Annotated in this window: 14 protein-coding genes; 10 read left to right on the top strand and 4 right to left on the bottom strand. The window is 66.4% G+C overall.

Translation table 11 applies throughout. From position 1 onward, the window contains the following. Positions 1 to 4: 4 nt before the first annotated feature. Both ACQ86G_RS23640 and ACQ86G_RS23635 read right to left on the bottom strand, forming a co-directional pair. Positions 5 to 628, bottom strand: a complete 624-nt coding sequence (locus ACQ86G_RS23640) for a lasso peptide biosynthesis B2 protein (protein ID WP_431257592.1) — start codon at positions 626 to 628, stop codon at positions 5 to 7. Between the two features lie 522 nt (positions 629 to 1,150). After that, positions 1,151 to 1,303 carry a rubrivinodin family lasso peptide gene (locus tag ACQ86G_RS23635; RefSeq protein ID WP_431257591.1) on the bottom strand — a complete coding sequence of 51 codons (153 nt, stop codon included), beginning with the start codon at positions 1,301 to 1,303 and terminating at the stop codon, positions 1,151 to 1,153. A gap of 408 nt (positions 1,304 to 1,711) precedes the next feature. Between ACQ86G_RS23635 and ACQ86G_RS23630 the strand changes: the two genes are divergently transcribed. Beyond that, on the top strand, positions 1,712 to 2,755 hold the full coding sequence (locus tag ACQ86G_RS23630) for a hypothetical protein (RefSeq protein ID WP_431257590.1): 1,044 nt from the start codon (positions 1,712 to 1,714) through the stop codon (positions 2,753 to 2,755). A gap of 540 nt (positions 2,756 to 3,295) precedes the next feature. Next, positions 3,296 to 4,513: a hypothetical protein gene (locus ACQ86G_RS23625; protein WP_431257589.1), complete on the top strand. Its 1,218-nt coding sequence runs from the start codon at positions 3,296 to 3,298 to the stop codon at positions 4,511 to 4,513. A gap of 228 nt (positions 4,514 to 4,741) precedes the next feature. On the opposite strand, the gene ACQ86G_RS23620 is transcribed toward ACQ86G_RS23625, so the two are convergent. Next, positions 4,742 to 4,972 (bottom strand): hypothetical protein, encoded by a 231-nt coding sequence (locus tag ACQ86G_RS23620; protein WP_431257588.1) that lies wholly within the window; start codon positions 4,970 to 4,972, stop codon positions 4,742 to 4,744. Positions 4,973 to 6,117: 1,145 nt separating this feature from the next. On the opposite strand from ACQ86G_RS23620, the gene ACQ86G_RS23615 reads away from it, so the two are divergent. From ACQ86G_RS23615 to ACQ86G_RS23605, 3 genes are all read left to right on the top strand, one after another. Continuing rightward, positions 6,118 to 8,070 (top strand): diguanylate cyclase domain-containing protein, encoded by a 1,953-nt coding sequence (locus tag ACQ86G_RS23615; protein WP_431257587.1) that lies wholly within the window; start codon positions 6,118 to 6,120, stop codon positions 8,068 to 8,070. Between the two features lie 266 nt (positions 8,071 to 8,336). Further along, positions 8,337 to 8,609 carry a hypothetical protein gene (locus ACQ86G_RS23610; RefSeq protein WP_431257586.1) on the top strand — a complete coding sequence of 91 codons (273 nt, stop codon included), beginning with the start codon at positions 8,337 to 8,339 and terminating at the stop codon, positions 8,607 to 8,609. A gap of 321 nt (positions 8,610 to 8,930) precedes the next feature. Then, a complete protein-coding gene (locus ACQ86G_RS23605; RefSeq protein ID WP_431257585.1) occupies positions 8,931 to 11,153 on the top strand; it encodes a ParB/RepB/Spo0J family partition protein in 2,223 nt (740 codons plus the stop codon). Between the two features lie 43 nt (positions 11,154 to 11,196). On the opposite strand, the gene ACQ86G_RS23600 is transcribed toward ACQ86G_RS23605, so the two are convergent. Beyond that, positions 11,197 to 12,234 (bottom strand): integrase domain-containing protein, encoded by a 1,038-nt coding sequence (locus tag ACQ86G_RS23600; protein WP_431257584.1) that lies wholly within the window; start codon positions 12,232 to 12,234, stop codon positions 11,197 to 11,199. Positions 12,235 to 12,349: 115 nt separating this feature from the next. Between ACQ86G_RS23600 and ACQ86G_RS23595 the strand changes: the two genes are divergently transcribed. From ACQ86G_RS23595 to ACQ86G_RS23575, 5 genes are all read left to right on the top strand, one after another. Then, positions 12,350 to 12,844, top strand: coding sequence for a hypothetical protein (locus ACQ86G_RS23595; RefSeq protein ID WP_431257583.1), 495 nt, complete (start codon positions 12,350 to 12,352; stop codon positions 12,842 to 12,844). 918 nt (positions 12,845 to 13,762) lie between these two features. Next, positions 13,763 to 14,800 carry a PRTRC system protein D gene (locus ACQ86G_RS23590; protein WP_431257582.1) on the top strand — a complete coding sequence of 346 codons (1,038 nt, stop codon included), beginning with the start codon at positions 13,763 to 13,765 and terminating at the stop codon, positions 14,798 to 14,800. Between the two features lie 10 nt (positions 14,801 to 14,810). Next, a complete protein-coding gene (locus ACQ86G_RS23585; RefSeq protein WP_431257581.1) occupies positions 14,811 to 15,347 on the top strand; it encodes a hypothetical protein in 537 nt (178 codons plus the stop codon). 421 nt (positions 15,348 to 15,768) lie between these two features. Continuing rightward, positions 15,769 to 17,283, top strand: a complete 1,515-nt coding sequence (locus ACQ86G_RS23580; RefSeq protein WP_431257580.1) for an alpha/beta hydrolase — start codon at positions 15,769 to 15,771, stop codon at positions 17,281 to 17,283. 450 nt (positions 17,284 to 17,733) lie between these two features. Then, positions 17,734 to 18,117 (top strand): response regulator transcription factor, encoded by a 384-nt coding sequence (locus ACQ86G_RS23575; RefSeq protein WP_431257579.1) that lies wholly within the window; start codon positions 17,734 to 17,736, stop codon positions 18,115 to 18,117. The last annotated feature ends 495 nt before the right edge of the window (positions 18,118 to 18,612 follow it).

The raw sequence follows: 18,612 nt of genomic DNA, 5'->3' as shown, positions 1-18,612 counted from the left end.
CCGTTTACACCACAAGAATGGGGCGAAACGCGCGGACGTATTCGTGCTGGTCGTTGAGCACGATGCGCCCTGACTGGACCCATGAATGCGCCCCGAACGGATTCGTCTTGACGCCGATGACCCAGCGTGCGCTCAAACCTTCTGCAAAGAGGAAAAAGACGAGCGATAGCGAGTCGTGCAGGCAGCGATCCCTTGCACTGAACGCCAAGGGACGAAGGCGCTCGAAGGTCAGCGCAGCCAGACGAATCGACTCGTGTACGGCGGGGTCAGTCAGCCGGCCGACGTCGCTCGCTTCAGCCGCGATGCCGTCAATCGCGCGTCCCCCATTCAGGCGCGCCAGCCGCTCCGCCGGCGCTACCCGTGCCGCACATTCCGCACGCGCTGCAATTTCCACAGCGCTGTGCGACAACTCGTCGTGCTTGGCGGCGACGTGCGCGGCGATCGTCTGCAAGGACGACCTTCGCAGCCGCCATGCTGCCAACGCACTGCTTTGCAGGAAGTTGCCGATCCGCCGCGCGGTGAGACGCAAAGGTCTCCCCACGCAATCCGGATCCGGTGATTCGCGCGGCTCTTCAAGGCGCACGTGCGTGGGAGGCACCTGGCTCGACGAGCGGGCGAGCAGGCCCAACGACAGGAGGCGATCCGCAAGTGCCGTGCCCGGACTCACCGTACGGCGGGCGACGGGGAGTAGCACGGCGTCGCCGCTATACGGTCTCATTGCGAGGCTGTGGAGAGGGTCTTCGCCCCGACTGCACGCGCATGCGGGTACTGGCCATCCCGCAACGAGGCCGGCCAGCGCGCGAGCGCCGGCCTGGCCCAGATTCCAGTAACGGCCACGCTGCAGATCGAGCAGGACGACGGAGCCTTCGCACTCGCAGCACCGTACATGCGGGGCGAGCTGGAGGGGCGAAACGCGCTGGCAGTTGGTCATGGCATTGGTTTGGTGACTTGTGGCGCGGTGTGCGCCGCACTAGCCGCGCTAGCCGCGCTAGCCGCACTAGCCGCACTAGCCGCACTCGGCGCGCTCGGCGCGTTGGTCGCCGAGCGACTGTGGGACCAGGCGGCCGACGACGTTGAGGATGTGTGGTGGTGGAGAGCGCTGCCGGAACACCAGGCGCACGCCGTCGCCAGCGGCGCGCGCCTGCCACGCTCAGGTGGTGATCTTGCGCGGGAACTGCGGGTTGTCTTCCGCGTATTCCGTGCTCGGCGTGCCCATGGTCAGCTCCTTGGCGTCGCCCAGGTCGACCAGTTGGAGATCCAGGTCCAGGTCATGACTCGGATCGACTTGCGAGGTCTTGCTCATGTCGAACTCCTTCAGTTGAGGTTGAAACGGTCCCGCCCTGCAGCTCATCTGCGTGGGGCGACGCCAAGGTAGTCCGACGCCGCGTCGGTGGTCCATGGCGCCGGGCAGGCGACCTTTGCGTGTTCGGTCGCTGTCGGGCCTGGCCACGTACCCCGGCGACGCTGCGCAAGAAGCGAGAAAGTTGCTATTCGCACGACACCGCGATCGGCGCTCGTTCATGAGCGAGGTCTCAGTTGTTCGGCGATTGGCAGAGTGACGAGTGAAAACGTGCGGCATACGGTTTCGTCCCTCCAACGACCGATTCGCACTTCCGAGACGACAAGCGACCGAACGGTCGATCCGTTATTCGGGGATGCGCGGTAGGGCGGTCGCGCAATCGACTCGTCATCGATTCATGGGAGAACAAAGATGGCGACCACCAATGCGTGGGATGTGGGAGATGCACGTACGACATGGGCGTTGTGCTGGCAGGCCGCAGTGGGCCGCGACTTCCTCGCGACTCCGGCGCTGGCGGCCAAGATCCGCGAGCGGTTGATCGGCGCGCACCAGAAGCACAGCAGGGAGCTGATCGACTTCGTGATGCTGCAAAGGGAGATCCACGCGATCACCCAGCTCACCCCGGGCGATTCGGTCGGGCTCGTTGCCAGAGGCTTCGGGAATGTCGTGTCCCGGTGGGTGCGCCTGGTCCAGCCGATTCGCGGCCCCGTACTGGCTGGCAGATTCTGGGCGCAGCCGCTGGAATCGGAGGAGGCGCTGCGCGCCGAGGTGCGCATGCTCGCGTGGCGTCCCGTCGTCCGCAGGGCCAGCGTGACGCCCACCTACCATCCGCACGGTGGACTTCGCGTCGCCCTCGGCCTGACGACTTCCAACGGATTCGACGCTCGACCTCTGCTGCGGCATTTCGGCGGTCCGGTGCCCGAGGCGCGATCGGCGCTGCGACAGTGGATCTCTCGCCGTCCCTCCGAGCGCGATTGGCGGACCTGGGAACTGACGCGGGGTCTGGAACTCGCGACCAGCAACGGCGGGGAGCAGGTCCGCGCGGCCAAGACGGCCAGCCGCGACGCGGCGATGCTCATCGCCCTGGCAGGAGGGCAGGGTGTCGAGGGCGCGCTGGATCTGCTGCACGCATGGGTCACCGTGCGCATGCAAGCGCCGGCCATGCGCGGGGCCAAGATCCGTCCTTCATCGATGCAGCCACGCGTGCGCGGCGTGGTCGCCTGCCTGGCGGTGGCACACCGCCTGTGCCCGGCCTCGACCGTTGCACGGCACTTTGGGCGTTCCAAGGCGACGCTCAGCGAGCAGATGGCGGCGTGTCGCTCACGTCCTGCGGACCGGACGCTCGTGGCAACACCCCTTCGCCGAATTCTTGATGAATGCGTGTTGCTGTCAACCGGCGTTGCCTCTCGGAGGACTGCGGCGGCTGCGCGCTCTCGCCGGCCTCGCGACCTTTGAGATCCCGCGATGGCGTCGACGACGTCGGCGAGCCAAGTACGGTCGCGCAGGCAGGGAGTACGGGCAGCACGCGCAGCGGCAAGCCGCTGAGTCACTGTACCGCCGTGCCGCTGAGCCGCGGCGCCGCGGTGGCGGATCTTGCGGTCTTGCGGAAATGGCGGCAGTGGCGGCAGTGGCGCAAATGGCGGTGAGGCCCAGTGGCTCGCCGGCCTCGAGTGACACGGGTAGGCGTCAGGCCTGCATCGACAGGAGCGTGAAATGGAACGTCCGGCTCATGAACTCAGGTGTTGGATGTCTCCAATAGGCGAGGATGCCAAAGACGGCGGGCTGGCGGTTTGCACACCCACGCACTTCCACGCCTTGGCCACAACATTGGCCGACACGCGTGGTCCACGTGGCGCAGACACAGATAACGATCTGGACGCGTCATCATTGCGCGGGGAGTCGGCCTGTGCGAGCCGTGGTCCGAACGACGACTCCCGACGAGCAGCGCCCGGGGCGTCGGCTGGCCGGGGCGTCGGCAGAGACGCAGCCGACCTGTTGAAGAGTGAGAAGACGCAGAAATCGGTACTCCACCGAGGCGAAGGACTTCTCGGTCTATTCATCGACGGATCACGGCTTGGTCGACTTCGCCGTGCCGCGGATGACGCGGGCAACTCGCTGTTCAACCTGGTTGTCACGCTATACGTCGCGGCGCTGGATCGCAGCCTTCCCTGCGGGAACGGCGAACTCATCCTGCTGCCGTCGGACGACTTTGTCGGATGCGATGAGGCTAATGAAGGCCGTGACATCCGTGCCGGCGGTGCCTGCGGTGACGGTGGCAAATCCGACGGACGCTCCCGACGGGCCGTCGGCTCCGCTGCCGATCGCGCAAAGACACCTCGCCGGGCGGGCGGCGCACCGCATGCCGCAGAGCTGCCGCATTCCATGCAAATCGCCATCGCCGGTTCACGCGACTCGGGCTGCGATGAGCTGGCGCGGAGCGCGGCTGGCGTCGCGCTCGACGAAAGCGGACGGATTTTGCAGAACACCGCACTTCGCTACATCCTGTGCTGCTCGCTGGATGCCCGCAGCCACTCACCACCTTCGAAGGCCGCGAGTCACGCGCGGTTTTCGATGTTGACCGAAGTGAGAGAGTCGCAGGACGGTATTTGGGTTGACTGCTGCTTTCACAAGGCGTGGCGCTGCGAGGAATCACTTGCGGCGCTTGCCGAGGAGTTCCTCCGTGCTATGTGTCGCGCAGCGGAATCGCTTGACGCTCAGCGCGGCTGGCAACCTCTGCGCCATAAGATGCGCGGAGTCGTGTATGGCGCCGGAATTGCGCTGCTGACTGACTTGCGCTGCACTCATTCCCATTCAAGCTGCACCTCTCAGCGTACCGCTTGGAGTTGGCCCGTGAGCTACATCAGTGCAATGAATCGAGTCGCGCGTTTCAGACCACGAGTGCGCGGCATTGCCAGTTTGGAAGGCATGGAGGGCCTGGGCTATTCGTGCTGGATTGACCCTGAGGATAGGCGCATTCCGGTGTTCGCATTGGAAGTCGGGCTGCGGATCGCCGCCGAGTGCAGCTGCCCCATGTATGGCGTGCGCTACGACCGTTTGCGTCTGACGTTTCGCGAATTCAGCGACCAGGAGTGGGGCCTCGTGGCTGACTGTCCAAGAGCATGCCCGGATTTCATCGCGCCGGATGGTGCGCGGGTCCACGCGATCGGCTTCTGGCACGGCTGGGCCTGGGACGTGGCTGCGATTTTTTGCTGAACCCCGCTCCGTGCGCTGGACGCTGCGCCTTCGCGGCGGAGCATGCGCGCGCGGGGCCCGTGTCTGCGAGATAGGTCCTCTGTTGACGCCGGGACTTGACGGCACCGACGCCTTTGACGGTTCGGGGACTCGACCCGTATTCCAGGCGTTCGGGCTTACGGCTGACGGCTGACGGCTTCACCGTACACAACGCGTGGACGAGCTTGGGCTCGGAAGGATGTCAAGCGATCAAGCCAGAGACTCCACCCACTCTTGAAGTAGGCGCACTCCGGCAGCATGCAGGGACTCGCCTTCCGAGCGGGTTCCGGTTCCTGCGGCGCGCGAAGCGGACACGCCCAACAGATCGGCTTCCCATCGCAGGCTCGCACTGTCATCCGCCCAGACCCGCACGGTCGCGACAATCGGCACATCGCCGAACGGTCGCGCGATCCGGGTGGTGAAAGAAACCATCTGGGACATGTCAAGAATCCAGGGTGGGGTGGCAGAGAGGATACGGCTGGGCGCTTCAGGGCAAAAAAAGCCCCGACATCGTCGAGGCTTGAGGGTCCGAGGAGGGAGTCACTCGGACCGATGCTCAGGGAGGAGCACGCTGCGATTGTATACGAGGCCCGTCGAACCTCACCTCGCCCGCCACGCGCCGGCGCCAAAGCTTCGCGTCGTATGTCAGTCTTTCTGGGGTGACGTTTGGGCGTCCCACGGCAAGCGCTGGCCCCTCTGATGGAACGCTGGTTGCCTCATGGGGTCCATGGCTCGGTCATCGAGCCCCAACCTGGAGTTCCTCATGTCCCTTCGTTTCCTCGCGGTCGCCGGTGGCGTCGCTTTCCTTTCTGCACGTCTGATCAAGTCCATGCGGGCCAAGCACGAGGGCCGCGCATCGTCCGATCCGGTCGCCGCCTTCCCGCGGTCGTCACGCACGGGCGAAGCGAAAACTCGCCGACCGCGACGGGGTCGACGCCGGCTTCGCCCTCGGCCAGACCGTTGTCCACGCCGTCTTCTACAACGTCCTCCCTATCCGCCGACCCGACTGCTGCGCCGAGCGCCGCCCCCGCCACCGCACCGAACACCGTCGCCACCGCCGGCACAGCGGCCGCTACACCTGCCGCTACACCTGCCGCCCAGTCTCAAAGCGCACCTACCTCTGGTACCACCTCTTCGTCCAATGCCCCTTCGACGGTGCCATCAACGGTTCGTGCGGCATCGGTCACGCCGTCTGCAGGCAACCAGCCTGACCAGATGTCCGCTTCACGCGAGCGTGACGGCTCGGCTTCGACGGGCAGTACCGCTGACGACGCTGCACGCACCCGTCCAGCGGCCCAGGGCCAAGCCCCCGGGGTCTGAGCCCCGTCGCGCAGGCGGTCTGGGATGCGGGGGGGGGGCCGGGTCCCAGGCTTCTCGGCTTCCTGCCTTCCCGCTCTCCCGCATTCCTGACTTGCAGGCTTCCCAGCTGCCGACCGACAAGGAGTGCTCGCCCGGCCCGTCAGAGTGCGGTCGGGTGATTGCCTACGTGCGCTTCCTCCGTCGCCGGATACCGCCGCTTCAGCGCGTGCCGTACAACTGAGACCTTCGGCAGGGGTTGTCCCGCCGCAGGCCAGGGAGGCACCACCATGATCCATCAACAAGCCTTTGGCGCTCCGTCGCTGGGTCGCGTTCGCCGCTGGCTGGTGGTGGGCAACCTCGTGCTAGCAGCCATCCTGTGCACTGCCGCTTGGCTGAGCCTTCACAACGCCCGCGAAGGCGACGAAGACGCCGCGCGTTTGACGGCCGAGAATCTGGCCACGAGCATGAGCGGCGAGGTTGCCGCCGAGCTGAGCGTCATCGACAACGCGTTGGCGACGGTGGCCGAGCGTTACGGCAAGACGCGCCAGTCGGCCGATCGCGCGTCCGTGCTGGGGGAGATGGTCGACGAACAGCAGACGTTGCTCAAGCACGTGAGCGCAGTGCGCGTGACCGACGCGTCGGGCGACGTGGTCATCCCGCAGGCGCTCGCCGGCCGGGTGTTCCACTTCGGGGACCGCTCCTATTTCGAGCGGGCGCGCTCGCGCGACGCCACCGTGGTGTCCGAGCCTTTGCGCAGCCGGGTGACCGGCGCGTGGATCATCGTCGTGGCGCGCCGCCTGATCAACGCCGACGGCGGTTTCGACGGCATCGTGCTGACCGAGCTCACCTCGGAGCACTTCTCCCAGCTCTTCGCCGGCATGGAGCTGGGGCGCTCGGGCGCCATCTCCATGCGCACGAGCGACAGCTTCGTGCTGGTCTCGCGCCATTCGGCGTCCGAGCCGCAGTCGGCCAAGGGGGTGGGTCTGGCGATCGTGTCCCAGGCGCTGCGCGACAGCATCGCCCGTGACCCGGCGCGCGGCTGGTACGTGACGCCGACGGCGCTGGACCAGGTCGAGCGCGTCACCGCCTACCGCCGGGTCCCCGGCTACCCGTTCACGGTGTATGCGGGGCTGAGCACCAGCGAGTACCTCGCGGCCTGGTACCGCCAGGCCCTGGAGCTGTGGCTGCTCGTGGCGGTGATGATCGCGCTCGTTGGCGCCATCTCCGCGCTCCTGTACCGCGGGCAGCAGCGCGAGTACCTCGGCCGGATGGCCGCCGACCGGTTGACGCGCGAGCAAGAACTGATGCTGGAGAACGATCTCGTGGGCATGGTGCGCCTGCGCGAGCGCGTGATCCAGTGGGACAACCGGGCGATGGCGAATCTGCTGGGTTACGCCAGCGCCGAGCTGCGCGGAATGTCCATGCGCGAGCTGTATCTGGACGAGGCGACCTTCGACCAAATCGGTCGCGCCGGGTATGGCGCCCTGCGCGCGGGCGAGCGATTCCGAACCCAGGTGCAGATGCGTCGCAAGGACGGCTCGCCGCTGTGGGTCGACCTGAGTGGGATGCTGGTGTCCGAGGACGAGAGCCTGTGGATGCTGGTCGACGTCGACGCCCTCAAGCGTAGCGAGGAAACGGCCCAGAGTCTGGCCCTGCGCGACGCGTTGACGGGTCTGCCCAATCGTCGGCTGTTCGAGGAAAAGCTCGCGGATGCGCAGCAGCAGGCGCTGAGGTCGCAGCGCGGCGTGGCGGTCTGTTATCTCGATCTGGATGGGTTCAAACCCGTCAACGACACCCACGGACATGACGCGGGCGATGTGGTCCTCAAGGAGGTCGCGCTGCGCTTGCAGCAGAGCCTGCGCGGCAACGATGTCGTGGCACGCCTGGGCGGCGACGAGTTCGCGATCCTGCTGTCGGCCAGCGACGACGCGGGGAGCACCCGCACGGTGCTCCAGCGTTGCCTGGCAGAGATCGAGCGGCCCATCCGCGTGAATGAGCATCACACTGAGCATCCCACTGAGCCTCAGACGGTCCGGGTGAGCGCGAGCATCGGCGTCGTGCTGGCCCAAGGAACGTGCGACATTGGCGCCGTCATGCGCGGCGCGGACGCGGCGATGTACGCGGCCAAGCGCGCGGGCAAGGCACGGATCCATTTCGGACCGACGATGTCAGGCCTGGCCGCCGCAGCGCTGCTGCCTCGCGTGTCGACGCGCGTGGATACAGCGCGCCACGTTGCATAGTTGTGTCGCAGGGGCGGATCGGCTCGAATAGCCAGGGTGATCGGCTGGAGATCGTCTGGAGACCGGTTGGAGATCGGCGTGCGCTCAACGGGCAAGCGACCGGCAAGCGACGGGTGTGAGACAAGTGATAGACGAGTGGTGGACGAGTCGTGGATGAGTCGTGGATGAGTGATGGACCTATGATCGGCGCCGAACTTTCGGGCAGCAGGCTTGGCGTTCTGGGCGGCGGGATCAGGAATAGAAAGTAGAACGGGTCGGGAGGCCATATGGAGTTGGATACCGTGTCGTATGTGTTTCAGTCGCCCAGCGGGACGTTCACCGTCAAGCAGCGCATCAGCGGGCGCTGGCGCGTCCGCATCGATCACATGCCCTGGGATGAATCGTTCGCGAACGCCCAGGAGGCCGTGACCGCGCTGTCCCGGCACTTCGACGTTCCGGCGTTGGTGACCGAGTGGACGGCCATCGGCCACTTCCATACGGCAGAGGGCAGGTGGGCTTGCGACCAACCCATCGACCCCATCGCGGTTCCGATGCGTTGATGGCGCATTGCCGCAGGCGATGGCTTGAACGGTTCGGATGAGGCGGTGGGACTGCCAAGCATCGACTGAGTCGAACTCGAACTCGAACTCGAACTCGGACTCTGACTCGCACTCGATCTCGAACTTGGATGCGGTGTTGGTGTCGCTGTCTGCGCCGCTGTCTGTGTCGCTGACTGTGTCGGTGCCGATCTCTCAACGAGATCGCAGCGTCTGCCGCGTATGGCAGGCCCGCGCATGCCCTTGACCCGCGAGGCTTCGATGTGATCCTGAATGTACGGGTTGGGTTCTCCACCCGTCGTTCAACCCACACCAGGAGCCCTCATGAAAATCTCCAAGGCTGAGATCGCGGCGATCATCGACGCGTCGTGCCGGACCTTCATCCCCCTTCATCAACTCGTCCTGTCGAAGGACTATCAGGCGCGCCCGGCGGGCAGCACGTCGCGCCTGAGCATCGAGGAGCTGGCCGCGTCCATCCAGGCATGCGGCGTCCTCCAAAATCTGATCGTCATAAAAGGCGCGCGCAACCTCTACGAGGTCTGCGCCGGCGGACGGCGGCTGCAAGCGCTGGGCTTGCTGGTGAGCGCCGGGACGCTGCCCGAGAACGTTCCGGTGCCGGTGCTCGTGGTCGCCGCCGAGCACGGCCTCATCGCGAGCCTCTCCGAAAATGCGTTCCATGTGCCCATGCACCCCGCCGACGAGTTCGAGGCCTTCGCCAAGCTGTTGGCGCAGGGCCGCTCCCTGGAGGACGTCGCCGCCGCCTTCGGCGTGACGCCGCTCGTCGTGAAGCGACGCATGAGACTGGCCGCCGTGTCCCCCAAGCTGATCGCGGAGTTCAGGCAAGGCCGGATCAGCATGGACTGCCTCATGGCGCTGGCGTCGGTGGACGACCACGCCCGACAGGAGCAGGCATGGGAGGGGCTGGACGCCTGGAGCCGCCAACCCGACCACCTTCGCCGCGTGCTGAGTCAGGGCGAGGTCGAGTCCGATCGCAGCCCGGTGGCGAAGTACGTCGGCGTCAAGGCGTACGAGAAGGCCGGCGGCCCTTCAAGGCGCGACCTCTTCAGCGACAACGACAAGAAGGTCTACCTGCTGGACGCGGTGCTGCTCGACCAGTTGGCGGTGGCGAAGTTGCAGCGCAAGGCCAGGCAGATCCTGGCCGAAGGCTGGAAGTGGGTGGAGGTGCGTGCGCGTTTCGTGCACGACGAATATGCGCGCCACGGCGAACTCAGGAAGTCACGCCGCCCGGCAAACGACACGGAGGCTGCCGAACTGGCTGTGCTGGAGGGGCGGCTTGCGGCGCTGACCCGGAAGTTGCAAGCGCTGGACGGCGTCGAGGGGAACGAGCTGGGGGAAGGCGATGGCGAGCAAGCCGAGCAGGCTGACCAGGACGGCAGGAACGACGATGCGCTGCCCGGCGAGGGCGACGATGAGCAGCTGGAAGTCGATCTGCAGGGCGATCTGCAAGGCGATATGGAAGCCGACCTTGAATCCGCCCTTGAATCCGAATGCGACGCAGCCAGCGCGGCCATTGCCGCGTTGCACGAGTCGCTCAGCGTGTGGCAGACCGAGCTGATGGCGTTTGCAGGATGCGTGGTCTACGTCGACGCCGACGCGAGCCCGGCGGTCCGGTACGGCCTGATCCGTCCGGAGGACCGCAACGAACTGGCGCGGGCAGCCCAGGCCGTCCGGGCCAGTCGACTCGCTGCTGGTGATCAAGGCTGCGGCTCCGACGGCGCTCATGACTCCCATGATTCCCATGACCCTCATGGCGGTCACGACGACGGGCTGGATTTCGACGATGCAGATGCCTTCGGCACGTCGTCGGACAGTGTCCCCAAGGTCCGACCGGTCCACTCCGAGCGCCTCACGCGCAACCTGACGGCACACCGCGTGGCGGCCATCCAGGCAGAGCTGCTGGACAGGCCCGAGGTCGCGCTGGCGATACTCACGGCGCAACTGGCTGGCAAGCTGCTGCTGGACGGCTATCAACATGTGCACACGAGCGGCGATCCGCTCACCTTCAGCGCCACCGACACGCACGGCCCACTGAGCAGCGACGCGCCCGACATCGTCAGCAGCCCGGCCTGGCTGGCGGTGGAGGCGCAACGCCAGTTCTGGCGCGACCAACTTCCCGCCGAGGCGCAGGCGCTGCTGCCGTGGATGCTTGCCCAGGACGCGGCGATGGTCACGAAGCTGCTGACCTTCCTCGTGGCGAGCAGCGTGTCCGGCGTTTACGCCGCCGAGCCTGAATCGCCCCGGTGCCAGCGCACCGAGGGTCTCGCCCAGGCGCTGGCGCTGGACATGCGCAAGTGGTGGCAGGCCAGTGCGGCGAGCTACTTCAACCACGTCTCCAAGGCGCGCATCGCGCAGGTGGTGGATGAAGTCCTCGGCGCGCAAGCAGCAGCTCCTTTGCAACAGCTCAAGAAGGAGGCTGCGGCTGCCGGCGCGCAGCAGGTGCTGGCATCGACGGGATGGCTGCCGCAGGTGCTGCGGGTGACACCGATGATGAGCCCGGCAGGCGGCGCCATGGGCGGTGCCGCCTGATCACTCGCGTCAGGGGCACGATTCAAGCCCTACCGGTCGGTCGCTAGGGTGGGGTGGCTAGCGGGGTGGATAGCGGGGTGGATAGCGAGTTGGCTCGCGGCGTGGACGGATCTGGCGGCCCGCCGCTGGTCGTCCCTGCGCGTCGCGATCCGATGTAGGCCGCCGCCGCCCGAGCGCGCGAATGCCCGGCCAGCTCGGCGATCTCCTGCCGGGCCGCGACTTCCACGTCGCGCGCCACGCGCGCGCCGCCGCGCACCGGTGGCGCCTCGCCGGTGGCTTGCACCCACACGGCCACCAGCGCCTCGTGGCGCAGACCGTGGCCCGTGACGCCGCGCTCCTTGAGCGTGATCCCGAAGCGGCGCATCACGTAGCTGAACCGGTTCAGGTTCTGGCGCAGGTCGCGCCCCGGTCGGCTCACATGCGCGTCGCGGCCCACGGCCACCTCCCGCGCGTAGGCCAGCGCCTGTTCCTGCTGCGTGGTCGCGATGGGAATATGGCGAGGTCGCCCGCCCTTGCTGCCCTGGCGAATCCACAAGTAGCTGTCGGCCCTGCGCCGGTCCTGCGGCAGTCCCGTGGCCTCGAACGCCACCTCGCAGGCGTGGGGCCGCATCATCACCGCCTCCTTGCGACGCAGCCCGAACGCCTGTATCAGTCGCAGCGCCGCGCCCACATGGGCGTCATAAGCACACACCTCGGCGATCAGTGGCTCGATGGGCACCTCGGCACCGCTCCAGGTCCTGTCGCGGTGGGCGACCCCGTGGCGCTGGTAGCTCGACGCTGGCAGGCCGTAGCTCGCCGCCGTTCGTACGAGTCCGGGTTTTCCGATCCAGATCGCGAGACCGCGAAGGAAGCTCAGGTAGGTCTGGATCGTCGCCGCCGCCATGCGCTGCGCCTGCCACAGATCGAGCATCGCCTGGATGTGGCGACCGCCCAGATTGCGCGGATCGGGGACGGTCGCGAAACCCGCCTTGTCCCTCAGATCCCGGAAGAAGCGGCGCAGGAACACGGCGCGGTCGTGGCGGGTCTTGTGGGACACGCTCTTGTGGCGCGCGGTGTGCTGCTCATTGAACAGGTCGAGCAAGATCCCCAGCACCCGAGTCGGCGGCGTTTGGCCCGGGGGATGCCGCGCTAGCACGTCGGCGGCGTTTAGTCCTGCCCAGTCTTGGCGCCGGCGGGCTGCGGGGCGCCCACGCGCGGTGACGCTGGCCGTGCTTCGTGCCTTGGTCGTTTTCGTCTTCGTCTTCGTCTTCGTCGTCGTCGTCGTCATCGTCGTCATCGTCATCGTCGTCATCGTCGTCATCGTCGTCTTGCGCGTTGCGGGCTCATGGGCGCGGGACATGTCGATCTCCAATACAAGGTTGACCCGGCTTGGTGGGCGGGCAGCGTTTTTCCGATGTGACGTTGCGGCGTGTCTGTCCGGGGCGCTCGCAATCGCTCCGACGGTGAGCTGTTTGAAGCGCGTGATTGGCCGTCGCGTGCAGCCCAAGCGCGAGGCGCTGACCCAGGTTTTGTCGCCGGCCTTCATAGGCGCCGGCGACGCGGCCGTTCTTAAAAATGAACACGGGTTTGATCCGGTCTGTGCGCGTGTTTCCACGTCAACACAGGGGTGTACGTCCATGTCCTTGGAGGACTGGGGCGCGACGTTCCTGTCTGGCAGGGACGCCTCTGCGGGATCAGTGCTGGTGTCGTAGCGCCACCCGTCTGCTGGGTAGCTCCCCTGACCGCAGCCAGGGAGCGTCAGACGTTCGAGCGAGTGCACACGTGGAGCCCCAGTGGGGCAAGCACGTCCGTGTGCCGCGCGCTGCGCGTGCTCGATGGTGGCGGGAACTGCGCGGGTACCTCTGGTGTACCTGGCCATGTTCTGCGTTGCCGCGATGCGTCCTTGGAGAACGCCCAGCCGGGCTGGTGGATCGCGGCGCTGCGCTACGGAAGGGTCCTCCGAAGCGCTGCATCTGGGCAGCGCATCGTCCTCACTCGGGGTGGGGGCGGGAAGGGCGCGTGTCGGGCGCGACGCCTTTTTGGCTTCCGTGAGGAAAGCGAGGACAAGGAGCCTTTGGAGCCCTCGGAACCGTTGGAGTTTTTAGAGCCTGTTGATGCTCTTGGAGCTTTAGAACGCCCTCAGTAGGCAACGCCGGCGCGCGGGTGGTCAAGCTTGCCGACGGCGATTCGGGGTGGCGGGCCAGCACGCGAAACAGCGCCGTCCATGTTGCGAACTGTCTTGCCCACCACCGGAGCGCGAGGGGGTTGACGAGGGGCGCAATGGCCTCTGGTTGTGAACAAGGGGAATGGATCGAGGGGAGTGAGTTCGCATGGGGCGTGGCGAGCCTGCGGGTCGATTGAAAGACGCTTCAATTGCTTCTGGCGAGTCGGCACTTTCGCCGCCCGGAATTGAACGGTTGTCGAAGTCGTGAGGTCGAGCCTGTTGGTCTGCGGAGCGTGGGGCTTGGGGCGTGTCGCGTCGGACCTGTCGCCTGGGACGTGTGGCGGGGGACGTGTAGCGTGAGAGAGTGCGGGCGAATTGTGCGTGTCGACGGCCCCATTGCGACCTTTCGCCGGCGTGGTGCGACCGACAAGCTCCGCTGCGTCGACACGTGGTGAGGGGTGAAGCCATGAGCAAGGTGGTGCGGGCGATCGATGTCGGATTCGGACAGACGAAGTTCACCCTGGGGCGCGGGGAAGGTTCCGCGGCGGAACTCAGGTGCGCGTCATTTCCCTCGTTGGCCTACACGAGCATGAAGGATCCCGGCGCGGGGTCCGCGGGTGATCGCCGAAAGACGGTGGCCTTGCCGATCGGGGGCACCTACTACGAGGTGGGACCGGAGGTACAGCTCGCCGCGGACAACTATCGCGCGACGCAGCTTCATGATCAGTACCTGGGCACGCCCGAGTACCTGGCGCTCGCGCGCGGAGCGATGAGTTTCATGAAGCTCGACGCAATCGATTTGCTGGTGGTGGGGCTGCCCGTGTCGATGTTCCAGGCGCGCCGCGCGCAGCTCGAACGCCTGATGACGGGGTCCCACGATCTCGGGCGCGGGCGAAGTGTCACGGTGCGGCGAGCGGTTGCGCTCGCGCAGCCGCAAGGAGCGCTCGTCTTCTACACGGCGGCGTGCCACAAGGGCAGAACGATCGGCCAGGAGCAAAGCCTGGTCATCGATCCTGGGTCCCGCACGTTCGATTGGCTCTTCTCACGCGGGATGCGGCTCGTGCTCAAGGTGAGCAATTCGGTGAACCGGGGCATGTCCGACATTCTCAAGACGGTGGCGCAGGAGATCGGCAGCGACATCGGGCGACCGTATCACGATCTGCCCGCCATCGATGCGGCGCTGCGCACCGGCAAGCCCTTGCTGATCTACCAACGGCCCTATGACCTCACGCCGATCCTGCCCACCGTCCGCACTGTCGCGCGCGCAGCCGTGTCGTCGATGATGGAGTGGATCACCGAGGACTACAGCATCCAGAACATCATCCTGGTCGGCGGCGGCGCGTTCATGTTCAAGGATGCGGTGCGGGCCGCTTTTCCCAACCACGTGGTCCAGTCGTTACGGGATCCGATGTACGCCAACGTCAAAGGGTTTCAGATCGCTGGCGAGAACCTCTTGACGCAGGCCGGCGAAGCACCGGAAGCTGCTGATGTCCCGGCGACCTGAGCCCGACCACATGCCCCACCACATGCCCCACAGCGTGCCCGACAGCGTGACCGACGGCATGCCAGGGAGCGAGCAAAGCAATGGGCGAAGCAGAGGGCAGGGGACCGGCCAACACGGCGCGCCCTCCAGCGGATCACACATCGGGCTACCCGACGAGACCGGCATCGCCCCGGGTCCAGGTCGTGTTCGGGTCACGCTTGAGTTGAGCCGCAGCGACGATCCGCTGTTGTTCGACGCGCTCGCCGGATTGCCCAAAGGACGTCGGCGCGTGGCGCGGTTGCGCACCCTGGCACACGATGGTCTGCTCGCCACTGGTCCCGCCACTGGTCCCGCCGCTCGTTCCGCCGGTCTCGTGCGGGAGCGCTTGAGTGGCGCCGCGGGTGCTTCACGCGACGCGGGCACCTCGGACACTGTGCAAGCCGCTAACCCCGCCCATGCGGCGGACGTTGCACCTGCTGCCGCGGACTTCACTAAGGAACGCGACACATTGGCATGGCCCGATGCGGCCCTGACGGCAGGCGTCTTCGACGCACCGCTGAACGAGTGATTGCCCGGCCGTCTGCTCCCATGCCAGTCGCGGTGGGCACGGCGGGAAGGGATCCGCTGGACCCATCGGATCACCGGACCGCAAGAGACACAGGACCCACAGGACCCGGATGTTTCTCCGACTCTGGCGGCTCATGGCGAAGGTGCAAGGAAGGCGAACGCTTGGCGCCAACAAGCAAGATCCTGATCGTGGCCGCCAACGTGGGCGCAACGACTTGCCGGTGGCCCGCTCGCGGCATCTCGCGGCATCTCGCGGCATCTCGCGGCAGCTCGCGGGACATCGACGGCGCTGCTGGGTGCGCGCCAACCGAGGCACACGGATACGATCGGTTCGTCAATGCCTGATGCGACGCGGTGCTCATGTGGCTCCGCAAGGCCCCGTTGCCGTTTTGCAGCGGATGATCAGGTTCAAGGAGCATTGTGTGCGCTCGATTCAAGTTCTGTTCACCGCACTGATGGTGCTTGCCCTCCATAGTGAGCGGGTGTGCGCACAGTCCACTGCCGATCGCATCAGCATCGAGCAGCGCGCTGTCACCTTGGCGAGCGGAGAAACGATCGACTATGAGGTGGGCACGCTCTTTGTGCCCGAGAACCGAGGCAAGCCCAACAGCCGAACGATAGCGATCGGTTTTGCCCGCATCAAGGCGCTCCATCCAACCGGCGCGCCGCCCGTGTTCTGGTTGCCCGGCGGCCCCGGCCTCGACGTGTTGGGCGCCTTCACCGAGAGCGGCGAGGCGGCCCAGGCGCGCTTGCGCTCCTGGTTGAGCTTTCGTCTGGTGGGCGATCTGGTCATCGTGGGGCAGCGTGGCTACACGTTCCGGGGAGAGAAACTGGTCGAGATGTCCGACGCATCGCCCCTGGACCGGCCTGCGTCGGTGCAGGCCGAGGCGCAAGCCATGCGTGCGTTGGCGATCCGGGCGATGGCACATCATTCGGACAAGGACCTCTCGGGCTACACGATCGACGCGTTCGCAGCGGACATCGACTCGTTGCGAAGAGAGCTGCGCTACGACAAGATCAGTCTTTTCGGGGGCAGCTTCGGTTCGCAGTGGTCGCTCGCGGTGATGCGGTTCCACCCCGAGATCGTCGCCCGCGCGGTGCTCTCGTCCGTCGAGCCGCTGAACAACGGCTACGACATGCCGTCGCATGTTTTCGCCGCTCTGCAGCGCATCGCCTACGACGCCGATCGTGATGCGGGCCTGGCGCCTTACCTTCCGCAAGGTGGCGTGATGGAGGCCGTTCGCGCCCTTCATCGGCGATTCGCGTCGCAGTCCACGCCGAAGGTCGTGCGTGTGGTCGTGGTTGACGAGGTCGGCAAGCGCCAGGTTGTCGCGCTGGGCAAGGAGGATCTGCAGCTTGCCCTGCTGTCGCGGACCAGCGACGCGGCGCGATGGCCGGCGTTCATCCTGTCGCTGTACCACGGCCGGTACGAGGATTGGGCGCGGGAGACCCTTCAGGACCGCCGCGCCGCGCCCGTGACTTTGATCGGACCACTTGTCGACAGCAGTCTGGGCGTCACCGCAGAGCGCGAACACCAAATGCGGACGGATCCCGCCACCGACCTGCTTGGAACCTGGAACTTCGAGAGCAATATTTCCTCAGCGTCCGACTGGCCCACTCCGGATATGGGCGACAGCGTCCGATTGCCGCGCGTTTCGCCAATTCCTGTCGTGTTCGTCCACGGCGACTGGGACACGTCCACCCCGATCGAGAATACGCTCGGGCTGCTGCCCTACTTCCCCAACGGACGCGCAATCCTGGTGCATCGCGCGGGGCATGATGGCGCCTTCTATCAACTGCGCCAGAGCGTGGCTGCCAAAGATGCGATCTTTGAGTTCCTGCGCACCGGCCAGACGGGCGCGTTGCCAACCGAGGTTTCGTTGACCGTCCCCAGGTTCGAACTCCCACCCTTCCCAGCGCCGTCTCGTGCGAGGTGAAGCGGCCGCATTCGTTTTGCCGTGCGTTCGATCGCATCCAGCGATCGCACCGAACACATGGTCCGAAAGAGCGGTCCGAACGAGTGGTCCGAGCCGACCAATAGCGGAAATCGCGGGGGCTGTCTGCGTGCGCCTCGCTGCGCGAAGCGCCCAGGCCGTTCGGCAGCGTCGACGCCAAGTGAGACGCGAGTGAGACGCGAGTAAGGCGCCAAGTGAGGCGCCAAGCGTGACGGGCCGGCACGACAGCCGCGCGCCCCGCCGATGTTTGCCGTCGGCCAAGGCGACTCCGGCACGAACTCACGCGATGACGTTCCCTAAGCGGAGTCGCGTCGGAAGTCGTGCTCGATTTGCCTACACATGTTCAGCGCAAAAGCCTTCGCGAGAGCGGAGGCTAGCGCCTGGACGGGATGGCCCCGCGGTCGGCATCATGCAGCCACTACAGGAGTGACGATGAAGTTGGTTGTTGTGGAAGACTCGGCCTTGTTGCGCCGCATGGTGGTGCAACGTTTGGAGGATGAGGCAGGCGCCACGGTTGTCGGTCAAAGCGATGGCGAGTCCGCCGCGCTTACCACCGTGCAGCTCACTGCACCGGACGCCGTCCTGATCGACCTGAACATTGCCAGTGGCAGCGGGCTCAGCCTGGTGTCGCGGCTCCGGGCCAATCGGTTTCGGGGCAAGCTGATCGTGCTCAGCGCCAATGACCGGAGCACCTATGAACCGCTGGTGCTCTCACGAGGGGCCGACCGTTTCTACGACAAGGCGCATGACATGGACCGTCTGATCCGGGATCTGGGCTCGCGCGACGGCAGTCTGTGGATGAGCCTGGCGACTTGAGGAGCGGCGCGCCAGCGACTTCGTCCAGCCTCAGCGCGCTGCTCGTGACTCCTGGATGTGAAGGCATCGTGATCTGCGCGGGTGGGGGAGTCGACGTCCACCGCGAACCCATGCTGGAAACGTCGTCGTTCGTCGCGTGTCGTGTGCGATTCCCCTCCGCCCCCAGCTTTTCATGGCAACCTCCGCGGCGCGAATTGCCACGCCGCCACGCCGCCACGCCGCCAAGGCGCCACCGCGTCATGACACCGACGGCAAGCGTTTCTTCTTGGGTCCCGGACGGCCCACCGTGCAATGAGCGGCGCGCTACCCGCTCCGGGTGGCCGCTTGCGCGGCCCAGGCTGGCGGCACCGTCGCCGTGGCCGAAAGTTCGAGAAGCACTATTCGACGTCGCGGACACCGCGGTGTCGCGTGAGAAGTTTGGCCGAAGCTGAGGAATCCCGGCATTGCGACCCTTTTAGCAGGCGCCGCCGTCGGTCCGGAGACTGGTCGCTATCT

The organism is Roseateles chitinivorans (assembly GCF_050632145.1).
Lineage (GTDB): Bacteria > Pseudomonadota > Gammaproteobacteria > Burkholderiales > Burkholderiaceae_C > Roseateles > Roseateles chitinivorans_B.
Note: the sequence above shows the minus strand (reverse complement) of the source record. Positions and strands in the feature narration are given on the sequence as shown.